General features: G+C 43.0%; 7 protein-coding genes. All 7 read right to left on the bottom strand.

Annotated features, from left to right (window positions below; genetic code table 11):
* Nucleotides 1-63: 63 nt before the first annotated feature.
* The gene (locus SPADD19_RS08430; protein ID WP_061455782.1) at nt 64-4,854 is read right to left on the bottom strand and encodes an endo-beta-N-acetylglucosaminidase; all 4,791 of its coding nucleotides are present in this window, start codon (nt 4,852-4,854) and stop codon (nt 64-66) included.
* A 233-nt stretch (nt 4,855-5,087) separates the two neighbouring features.
* A complete protein-coding gene (gene gap / locus SPADD19_RS08435) occupies nt 5,088-6,098 on the bottom strand; it encodes a type I glyceraldehyde-3-phosphate dehydrogenase (RefSeq protein ID WP_006154814.1) in 1,011 nt (336 codons plus the stop codon).
* 271 nt (nt 6,099-6,369) lie between these two features.
* On the bottom strand, nt 6,370-8,451 hold the full coding sequence (fusA, locus tag SPADD19_RS08440) for an elongation factor G (protein WP_061455783.1): 2,082 nt from the start codon (nt 8,449-8,451) through the stop codon (nt 6,370-6,372).
* Between the two features lie 418 nt (nt 8,452-8,869).
* Nucleotides 8,870-9,340 carry a 30S ribosomal protein S7 gene (gene rpsG / locus SPADD19_RS08445; RefSeq protein ID WP_003003105.1) on the bottom strand — a complete coding sequence of 157 codons (471 nt, stop codon included), beginning with the start codon at nt 9,338-9,340 and terminating at the stop codon, nt 8,870-8,872.
* A 19-nt stretch (nt 9,341-9,359) separates the two neighbouring features.
* The gene (gene rpsL, locus SPADD19_RS08450) at nt 9,360-9,773 is read right to left on the bottom strand and encodes a 30S ribosomal protein S12 (protein ID WP_003003125.1); all 414 of its coding nucleotides are present in this window, start codon (nt 9,771-9,773) and stop codon (nt 9,360-9,362) included.
* A gap of 206 nt (nt 9,774-9,979) precedes the next feature.
* Nucleotides 9,980-10,516, bottom strand: coding sequence for a hypothetical protein (locus tag SPADD19_RS08455; protein ID WP_013904207.1), 537 nt, complete (start codon nt 10,514-10,516; stop codon nt 9,980-9,982).
* 23 nt (nt 10,517-10,539) lie between these two features.
* The coding region (gene purR, locus SPADD19_RS08460; protein ID WP_241496555.1) for a pur operon repressor at nt 10,540-11,169 on the bottom strand (630 nt) is incomplete at its 5' end.

Raw genomic sequence — 11,169 nt, forward strand, 5'->3', positions numbered from 1 at the left:
TTTCACCAGAGAGGTTTTTTTGAGAGTGACTTTTTAAGTGAACGAAAGAATTCTGTAAAAGACTTACTCTTCTTTCTTCTTACCAGCCAAGAGGAAGCCGCCTAAGGCTGCTAGGAGAACAGCTTCAGCTGCAAAGGAAGCTTCTAGGCTAGCCGTATTTGGCAAGTGTTCCGATTGACTTTCTTTGCTTGCATCTTTTGTTTCTTGCTGAACAGTCGGCTGTGAGTTTACTCCTTGGTGGGCACTTAACAACTGATGGATCTCTTGATCGACCATATCCTTGTGATCTTCCTCTTGATGACTCGCTTGAGTAGAAGTCGTTGGGGGCAACTGATCCACTTGAGAAGGCTCTGTAGGCTTCAATGGATTAGCTGGATCTGGAGTCACTGGGGCAGCTGGTTGGACTGGTTGATTTGGTTGAGCCGGTTGAACAGGCTGATCTGGTTTAGCCGGTTCCTCTGGTTGGATCGGTTGGTCTGGTCCTTCCGTTTTGGCTGGCTTATAGACAATCGCATAGTGGGTAAAGTGAGGAGCGGTAAAGATGACCACATCTCCAACTCTCTCAAAGGCCAAGGATTGAGGAGCTTGACCTTCAGGGAAGAAGAGAACTTGCTCCACTTCTTTATCCTTATCCACAGGAATCTTCACAAGGGATGGATGGTGGGTATCGATATCCTGACCACTTGCATCCACGCCTTCAATATCAAAGACGATTCCTTCTCGGCCCTTCAGCTCTTCTTTTTCTACCTGATTGGCTTCAACTTTTGCGACTTTTAGTCCTTTGACAACGGTTGGCTCTAAGTTGGAGAATTGAACTTCGACTCCAGTCGCAGAGTCTACAAAGACCGCTGGCTTATCTTCTTTCAGGAGCGCAATCAAGGTCTCTAGACCGGTCTTAGCTGTTTCAAGCGCTTCAGGAGTGAGTTCTGAAGAAGCTAGAAGCTCTTTATTTTTCTCAATCAGTGCCTGCAAAGCCTCACCAGAAGGGTGATTTGGCTTGCTTGCTAATAGAGCGGTCGCTTCCTCTGTCAGGGCAGAGAGAGCTTCTTTTTCTTTTGTTAGATTAGCTTGACCATCCAAGGCTTTCAAGAGAGCGGTCAATTGGTTCAACTGCTCATTAACTTGATCTTGTGTACTGGTATCATGCTCTTTCAAGACTTTTTCAGAAGCAGCCATTCCAGCCAGCAAAGCTTCTTTGACTTCAGGAGTCGCAAAAGTAAAGTCTACTTTGGCTTTTGCAGCTTCAGCTTCAGCCAATTTTTGCTTGAGGTATTCATCGTTGAGAGCTGGTTTTGGATTGACGAGGACATCAAAGCTTGTGCTAGCTCCTTTGTAATGGACAGTGAGGGTTTGACGACCTTCCTTGGTCGTATCAAAGCCAGTTACTTCCACACCTTCATCTGTCAAGGCATGCGTTTCGGTCGTTTCATCTTCAAAGACGACTGTAAAGCGTCCGCCTTCTTTCTCCAATGCTTCTCCGACAATATATTCCACTTTTGGTTTGTCGGTCAATTCTAGACCAGCAACTGCTTTTTCACCCGCTTCCTCTGCACTGACCACAAAAACAGTGAGAGTCTTATCCAATTTCTGACCAAGGTAAGAAACTTCTAGGTGTTGTTCTCCAAGCTTGCTACTATCAAAGCCATGAATCTCTACACCTGAGTTGGTGAGGTTGACCAGTTGATCTGCTAGGCCATCTTTATAATGAACACGGAGTGTTGCTCCTTTCAAGGAAAGAGCATCCCCTTCCCGGTAGACCTTCTTGGTCAAACCATCTTCAAATTGAAGTCCCGCAATTTCTTTATCATTCTTTGGAACTTCGATCGCTAGAACATTACTGATATCTTTGCCAGGTTCTTGCGCACGATAGTAGAGAAGAGATGGGGTTGATTCAAAAGCGAGCGGTTTAAAGATGAGATTTCCAGCTTGATCGGCTGTCATGGTCGCAATTGGACTGGTCGCTTCTTTATCAGCATAAAGAGTCAGTGTAGTATTGGCCGGAACATCTTTGAAGCCGACTTGGACAAAATGATTGCCTAAGTTTTGCGCTGCAGCATGTTTCATCGGGATGTTGACCGTTTCCGTATCCAGACTTTCATACATCTTCCAATTGTAAATCCGGATGGCTTGCCATGGGGTGCCGTTATCTGCCGTAATGACATGGAGACGCCAGTCTTGAGCCTTGATTGGATGGTCGAGTGTAATGTCGGATACATGGGCTTTATTGCCACGAACTTCCTTAGCGAGCTTCCATTCACCCGCTTCATCCTTGTAGTAAAGGTCGAAGTCACGGGTATTCATCTTGCCATCGTCGACAGATTCTCCACCCGCACCGGCATGGTCCATGACCCAACGAACAATGGTCCGTGGTTGTGTCAAGCGAATATCGACGGTTCCACTCAATTGAGCAGAGGACCATTTATCTGAAAGACTGGTAATGGTACCATTTAACATCCCCTCGATGCCTTCACTACCATCCGCATCTGGGAAACTCGAACCGATCACTTTGGCTCCGATGACCACGTTTGGTGCTAGGGCTTTTGGAAGACTGGTATCTGACACGGTCATGCCCCAATCAAAGGCCACAGTCCCTGCATCTGAACGTTGGCCATTCTTCCCAACTGCAACGACCTTGAGGTCCTGAGTCGTTCCTTCAGCACTTGCTGAACGACTAACTTTTGGTAGATAGACGGTGGTTGCAGAAGACCCCGTTAAGAGGCGCCAGTTGTCGCCATCTTTTTCATAGACTTCATAATAATCTGCGTCCGCTACCCCTTTAAAATTGAGGACTGCTTCTGCTTCTTGCGCATTTTGTAGGCGTTTGCCTTGCACAGTTACTTCAGAAGGAGCAGCTGGTTTCTCTTGGTTCGACGTAATCGACAATTGGCCAAGATTAAATTTGTAGTCTTTGACATCCGTATCATGGTCAAAGAACATCTTCACAGCATAAATGGTTTTGCCAGCCAAACTTCCCAAATCAAAGGTTTGAGTAGACCAATCCGCACTCGGTGTCAATTCTTTCCATTCGTATTCAGAGTAGTCTTCTTTTGTGGCAACAGCTACCCAGGCAGCTGCTCCGACCCCACCTTTATGACTGACGCTTAATTTTGTCGTTTCTGTCACAGGAATCTTGGTCGAATAGAGCATGACATTTTGACTGCTATTGGCTTTTAAATCTCCCTCAAAGGCTAGAGAGTTCCCTCCATTGTAGGCTTGATCAAAATCATAGCGCCCTTTCAATGGCGTACTATCTTCACTATGTTCTACCCACCAACGCCAGGTTGGAAGGTAGCCAGAAACAGAACGGTAGTTCCATTCCCCTTCTTTAGAAATCTTGCCATCGACAAACCAGTGTTTGCCGTGGCCAGTATTGAAGGAAGTATTAAAATCAGCGTTTATGATTGGTGTTTTATCCACTACTAGATTGGACATGCCGTACCAAGATTGGTCTGCTGGTTTTCCTTTGGTTGGGTCCCCTTGGAAGCCAGTCCAGAATAAATCTTCATGGGTATGGTAACCTTCTCCCGTCTTTCCTAGACCCGTAATGGTATCTGGCGCATAAAGACCTAGGGAAAGACGCAACTTACCATGCTCATCTAAAATGGCATTCCAGTCGACATTAGTCTTATAAGAACCTCCTTTTTGGAGCTCGAGTCCAGCAAGAACATCATAAGGATTCCGGTTAATCCATTTGGCTGTACTGATGGAATAATCAACTTCTGATTTGCCCCAGTTAAAGTTAGCAAAGAAGGTATCAACTGGATTTTCCCCATTTTCTGGCTGCATGAAATTGTAGTTATATTCTCCCAGCGCATTCTCATGGTAACGGCCATATTCATAGGTCATAGCATCATACCAGGAATACTTAATCGGATAGTTCAGACTTTTCGCATATTCCTTGGTATAAAGAAGGAAATCTCTCAATTTTGGACCTAATGGTTCTACAAGATTTCCAGTCGTTTCTTGGTTGATAAAGTAACCATCAAAGCCATAGTACTTAGCAAGTTCGACTAATTTACGAGCGATCGGGAAGGTTTTAGAGCCTTCACTATCTTCTTTCAAGGTTTCTGCAAAATGTTCTTGATCCTTGATGCTGCTAGACCAGTTATAAAAGATTGTCCCATAAATAGGAACCCCATTTCGGTGGGCAGCATCGATCACATCTGCTGATGGGACCAGCCCTTCCCAAAAGACCATAGAATCCAAATATTGCCAGTAATCAAAAGCATAGGCCTTAAACTCTTCCCCGCCGACAGACGCATGATCCTTGGCTTTGGAGTTCATGTTTGACAGCGCTTGTATCTTAGCTTCAGGGTTGGCTTGTTCATTAATTTGTTTTCCTTGGAAACGACTCGCAAGTGGAACGCTTGCTCTGTTCATATCGTCATCCACTCGTTTTCCTGGTTCCCACTTCAAGAGATCGTCCCAGGTATCGAACTTAACTTCTTTGGGTCTTAATTGTTTTTCTTCATTGGTTGGTAAATCAGCCACTTTTTCAGCAGTAGCTTTCGGTTTTTCAGTCTCTGAAACAGCTGGATGATCTGTAGTTGTCGAGCTAGCTTCTGTACTTGTAGGGCTAGCCTCTGGAGTGACCGCTTCTGTGGCCGGTTTTGCAGGATCAGCTGTAGGAAGTGCCGCATCTGCAGTATAGACGCCAGCTTCTCTCACTAGATGATTGACCTCTTCAGTCGCTACTGAAGAGGTTTCCAAGGGTTGTTCACTAGTAGAAACCGTCTCATCTGCAGAGACAGCGCCTGTTCCTAAAAATGTTAACCCAATCAATGCGGAACAAACTCCCACACTGAATTTTCGTATACTAAATCGTTCTTTCTTTTCAAATAGATGACCTTTCATCTTGACCTCCTTGTATGTTTTTTTCTATTTCTTGAGCGATTTCCATTGGCTCCTTTCTATACGACCTGTAATCGCTTTCATTTTGTTGTATTAGAAATCTCCAATCAAGAATAGGATACCTTAATCTATTTAGCACTGTCAATCTATTTTGGCAATTCCTATAATATGATGAGAAAGCCCTAAAAAAAGTACAAAAAAAGAGGAGGTTTCCCTCCTCTCATCATACGCATGAATTATTTAGCAATTTTTGCGAAGTATTCAAGAGTACGAACAAGTTGTGCAGTGTAAGACATTTCGTTGTCATACCATGAAACAACTTTAACCAATTGTTTACCGTCAACGTCAAGAACTTTAGTTTGAGTTGCGTCAAACAATGATCCGTAAGACATACCTACAACGTCTGAAGAAACGATTGGATCTTCAGTGTAACCGTATGATTCGTTAGCTACTGCTTTCATAGCTGCATTTACTTCATCAACAGTAACGTTCTTTTCAAGAACAACTACCAATTCAGTAACTGATCCAGTTGGAGTAGGAACGCGTTGTGCAGCTCCGTCCAATTTACCGTTCAATTCAGGGATAACCAAACCGATTGCTTTAGCAGCACCAGTTGAGTTAGGAACGATGTTAGCAGCACCAGCGCGTGCACGACGAAGGTCACCTTTACGGTGTGGACCGTCAAGGATCATTTGGTCACCAGTGTAAGCGTGGATAGTAGTCATCAATCCTTCAACAACACCGAAGTTATCTTGAAGAGCTTTAGCCATTGGAGCCAAGCAGTTTGTAGTACATGAAGCACCTGAGATAACTGTTTCAGTACCATCAAGAATATCGTGGTTAGTGTTAAATACGACTGTTTTAACATCTGATCCACCAGGAGCAGTGATAACAACTTTCTTAGCACCACCAGCATGCAAGTGTTTTTCAGCAGCTGCTTTAGTAGCAAAGAAACCAGTTGCTTCAAGAACGATTTCTACACCGTCGTTAGCCCAGTCGATTTGTTCTGGATCACGTTCAGCAGAAACTTTAACGAATTTACCGTTAACTTCGAATCCACCTTCTTTAACTTCCACAGTACCGTCGAAACGACCTTGAGTTGTATCGTATTTCAACAAGTGTGCAAGCATAACTGGATCTGTAAGGTCGTTGATGCGTGTAACTTCAACACCTTCTACGTTTTGGATACGACGGAAAGCAAGACGTCCGATACGACCGAAACCGTTAATACCAACTTTAACTACCATTCGTGATTTCCTCCTTATGAAAATCAAAAAATTTTTTTGTGAAAAGAGTAACTTGACACAGCGCCAAACATCTTTTAACAGTCTCTATTATATACTTTATTGCATTAAAAAGCAACTATTTCCCCACGAAAAGCAAGATTTATCATAGATCACTACCTCTTTTATTAAAGTTTTTCACAAAGTCCTGATCAGCACTTTTTTTTACTTGTACTCACTTTTGGAACAAAGAAAAACTCTTCCCGAATGGGAAGAGTTTTTCAGCTTTGGTAAATTAAGCTTCACCTTTAGCTTTTTTAATGATTTCTTCTTGTACTGATTTTGGTACATCTTCGTAGTGGTCAAATACCATCATGAAGGTACCACGTCCTTGAGTTGCAGAACGAAGGACAGTAGCGTAACCGAACATTTCAGCAAGTGGCACATAAGCACGAACGATTTGGCTTGCACCGTGTGCTTCCATACCATCTACACGTCCACGACGAGCAGTTACGTGACCCATAACATCCCCAAGGTTTTCTTCAGGAACTGTGATGGTTACAAGCATCATTGGTTCAAGGATAGCTGGTTGTGCAGTCTTAGCAGCTTCTTTAAGTGCAAGAGATGCAGCGATCTTGAAGGCAGTTTCAGATGAGTCGACATCGTGGTATGAACCATCGTAAAGCTTAGCTTTCACGTCAACCATCGGGTAACCAGCAAGAACACCGTTCGCCATAGATTCTTGAAGTCCTTTTTCTACTGCAGGGATGAATTCACGTGGAACCACACCACCGACGATCGCATTTTCGAACTCGAATCCTTTACCTTCTTCATTTGGAGTAAATTCGATCCAAACATCACCAAACTGACCTTTACCACCAGATTGACGTTTGAAGAATCCACGTGCTTGTGTAGAAGCGCGGAATGTTTCACGGTAAGATACTTGAGGAGCACCAACGTTAGCTTCAACCTTGAATTCACGTTTCATACGGTCAACAAGGACATCCAAGTGCAACTCACCCATACCAGAGATAACTGTTTCACCAGTTTCAGGGTTTGTTTCAACGCGGAATGTTGGATCTTCTTCAGCCAATTTTTGAAGGGCGATACCCATCTTGTCTTGGTCTGCTTTAGATTTAGGCTCAACCATCAATTGGATAACTGGTTCTGGAACTTCGATTGATTCAAGGATGATTTTTGCTTTTTCATCTGTCAATGAGTCACCAGTTGTAGTATCTTTCAAACCAACGGCAGCAGCGATATCTCCAGAGTAAACTGTTTCGATTTCTTTACGAGTGTTGGCGTGCATTTGAAGGATACGTCCGATACGTTCACGTTTACCTTTAGAAGTGTTCAATACGTATGAACCTGAGTTCAAGACACCTGAGTAAACACGGAAGAATGTCAAACGACCTACGAATGGGTCAGTCATGATCTTGAAGGCAAGAGCTGCAAATGGCTCTTCATCAGATGCTGGACGTTCTTCTTCTTCGTCTGTATCTGGGTTTACACCCTTGATTGCAGGGATATCAAGTGGGCTTGGAAGGTAGTCAAGGACTGCATCCAACATCAATTGAACCCCTTTGTTCTTGAAGGCAGAACCACAAAGTACTGGGTAGAATTCAACGTTGATTGTAGCTTTACGGATACCAGCTTTCAATTCTTCGTTAGTGATTTCTTCCCCTTCAAGGTATTTCATCATCAAGTCTTCATCAGTTTCAGCAACTGCTTCAACCAATTTTTCACGGTATTCTTGAGCTTGTTCAAGGTATTCAGCTGGAATATCTTCTTCAAGGATATCTGTACCAAGGTCATTAGTATAGATTTCAGCTTTCATCTTGATCAAGTCAATGATTCCGCGGAAATCATCTTCAGAACCGATTGGCAATTGAATTGGGTGAGCGTTTGCTTGAAGACGGTCATGAAGTGTGCTTACTGAGTAAAGGAAGTCAGCACCGATTTTATCCATCTTGTTTGCGAATACGATACGTGGAACTCCGTATTCAGTTGCTTGACGCCAAACTGTTTCAGTTTGAGGCTCAACACCTGATTGTGAGTCAAGAACGGTTACAGCACCGTCCAAAACGCGGAGTGAACGTTGAACTTCGATAGTGAAGTCCACGTGTCCTGGTGTGTCGATGATGTTTACACGAGTGTCTTTCCATTGAGCTGTTGTAGCGGCAGATGTGATAGTGATACCACGTTCTTGCTCTTGCTCCATCCAGTCCATTTGTGACGCACCTTCGTGAGTTTCACCGATTTTGTGAATCTTACCAGTGTAGTAAAGGATACGCTCAGTTGTAGTTGTTTTACCAGCATCGACGTGAGCCATGATACCGATATTACGAGTTTTTTCAAGTGAAAATTCGCGTGCCATGAGGTTTGTTTCTCCTATATTTTTTATTTCTATATTCTATTATAACATGATTTAATAAAAACGGATAGGCAGGACCTACCCGTTCTCAGTGTTTTCATGCTAAGTTTTGGTTCCAACTTGTAAGAAAAGTTGAATTGGGTTCAAGAGCTGACGAAGCTTAATTGAACCCGAGCTAAAGTTAATTAGCCGATTTGAGCCGGAACGGGATGCTGTGTGAAAAAGATAAACTTCCTTGTATTCATCGAATACTGCGTCAGTTTCCTATTTTCACTTTGCATCCTTGCCGTTCCTAGCATCATGATCTAGTTGAGCTCAAGCTAAAAGTCTGGAGAAAAAGATGAATCTCATTGGTTGCAATCGCAACCTGCTTCGATTCCCTATTTTCTCTGGGACTTTCTTAACGCTTTCGCATCCTATCTTACCAGCGGAAGTGTGCGAATGCACGGTTAGCTTCAGCCATACGGTGAGTATCTTCACGTTTCTTAACAGCTGCACCAGTGTTGTTCGCTGCATCCAAGATTTCTTTTGCAAGACGATCAACCATTGTGTGTTCACCACGTTGACGAGCGATTGTTACCAACCAACGAAGTCCAAGTGTTGTACGACGTTCTGGACGAACTTCAACTGGGACTTGGTAGTTAGAACCACCGACACGGCGAGCACGTACTTCAAGTACAGGCATGATGTTTTCCATAGCTGTTTCGAATACTTCAAGAGCATCGTTTCCAGTAGCTTCTTTAATTTGTTCGAAAGCTCCGTAAACGATTGAAGCAGCTGTACCACGTTTACCATCAAGCATAACGCGGTTGATAAGACGAGTAACTAATTGTGAATTGTAAAGCGGATCTGGCAATACATCGCGTTTAGGCGCACGGTTTTTACGACTCATTTTTCTTTATCCCCTTTCCTTATGCTTTTGGTTTTTTAGTACCGTATTTAGAACGGCCTTGTTTACGATCGTTTACACCTGCAGTATCAAGTGCTCCACGGACGATATGGTAACGTACCCCTGGAAGGTCTTTTACACGTCCACCACGAAGAAGAACCACGCTGTGTTCTTGCAAGTTGTGTCCGATACCTGGGATATAAGCAGTTACTTCGATCAAGTTGCTCAAACGTACACGAGCGAATTTACGAAGGGCTGAGTTAGGTTTTTTAGGTGTCATTGTTCCAACACGAGTTGCAACACCACGTTTTTGTGGTGAAGAAACGTTTGTTTGAACTTTTTTATGACTGTTGTAACCAACGTTCAAAGCTGGTGATTTAGATTTTTCTACTTTTGATTTACGCGGTTTGCGAACCAATTGGTTAATTGTAGGCATCTACATTCTCCTGTGAAATTTTTTATTTTTGGTGATGGTACACTTGGTGACAGCTACCATCTGTGTGTACTTTTGCAACATTTGTCAGCACGTCCCTGTACACTCTTGAGAGACCAAAAGTAAAAAGTACCGTCTATTATTATAACATGACGGCACTTTGTTTGCAAGATCTTTTTTCTGTTTTTTCAAGAAGTCTAAAAGTTAAACTATTGAGCTGTTTGAGACGGAGTTTGCGTCCCTGCATCTACAGTGGGTGTATATTGTTGTTGCTGTTGTGATTGGATTGTCGCGTCTGTCGTGTTCGCTCCTGTATCTGTATTTGAATCTGTTTGATTCTGATGAACAGCCGTTGTGTCTTCCTCATAGGTTAAACCATAATAGTTCGCAATGTATTGGATACGAGCTTCTAGTGATTGTTTTTGAGTTGCATCATTCACTTTCTTAACAGCTGTTTGCGCAGCAGTTACAGATTCTTGACTCGGATTTTTCTCCATTTGGTCTACTGCTTTCTCTGCAGCTTCAATATTTTTCTTTTCTTCCTTCTTTTCTTTTTCTTCCTTTGTTTCCTTTTTCACTGGAAGAGCCCCTGTCTTTTTAGCGGGTTGGATCTCTGTCGTTACTTGGGCTGCCGTATTCTTTTTCACTGTATACAAACCAGCTACTAAAATAAAGGATAAGGCTAAAACAGTCACTAAGCGAATCCACAAAGGGCTGTTATCAAATCGATCTAAGATTCTTTTCACTTTTTGATCCTCCTTTGTATCCTTTAGTCAAAGATATTTCCAACTTCAACATTCAATTTATTTTCTTTCACATCAATATTGGTCACTCGTAATAAGGATTTGTGTTCAAAGAATTCGCGATCTGTTGAAGCATTATCAGCAAAAACAGCTACCCCTGCTAATTCCGAATCGAATTCAGCCAAAAGACTGACCATCCCGTTGATCGTTCCACCGCCTTTTAGGAAATCATCCACAATCAAAACCCGACTTCCTGCTTTTAGACTACGTTTTGAAAGGAACATTTTTTCAATACGGTCGCCACTAGATCCTGAAACATAGTTAACACTGACGGTTGATCCTTCTGTGATTTTTAAATCACGGCGGACAATAACAAAAGGAACATTCAAGACGTTTGCCACTGCATTGGCTAGAGGAACTCCCTTGGTCGCTACAGTCATGACAGCATCAATCTTCTTATTACGGAAGGCTTTAGCAATGATACGGCCGATACGATTCAAAATCTTTGGATTGCTTAAAAGATCAGATAAGTAAATGTAACCCCCAGGAAGAATACGGTCACTTTCAGACAATTGCTTGCAGAGGTCTTGAACGATTTCTTTTGATTCCTCGTCTGAGATAGAGGGCGTAAAAACAACGCCTCCTCCAGCTCCTGT

The organism is Streptococcus parasanguinis, from assembly GCF_001578955.1.
Lineage (GTDB): Bacteria > Bacillota > Bacilli > Lactobacillales > Streptococcaceae > Streptococcus > Streptococcus parasanguinis_U.

Coding starts and splice junctions, on each gene's coding strand:
- SPADD19_RS08430 (WP_061455782.1), bottom strand. CDS start 4,854: ATGAAAGGTCATCTATTTGAAAAGAAAGAACGATTTAGTATACGAAAA.
- gap (WP_006154814.1), bottom strand. CDS start 6,098: ATGGTAGTTAAAGTTGGTATTAACGGTTTCGGTCGTATCGGACGTCTT.
- fusA (WP_061455783.1), bottom strand. CDS start 8,451: ATGGCACGCGAATTTTCACTTGAAAAAACTCGTAATATCGGTATCATG.
- rpsG (WP_003003105.1), bottom strand. CDS start 9,340: ATGAGTCGTAAAAACCGTGCGCCTAAACGCGATGTATTGCCAGATCCG.
- rpsL (WP_003003125.1), bottom strand. CDS start 9,773: ATGCCTACAATTAACCAATTGGTTCGCAAACCGCGTAAATCAAAAGTA.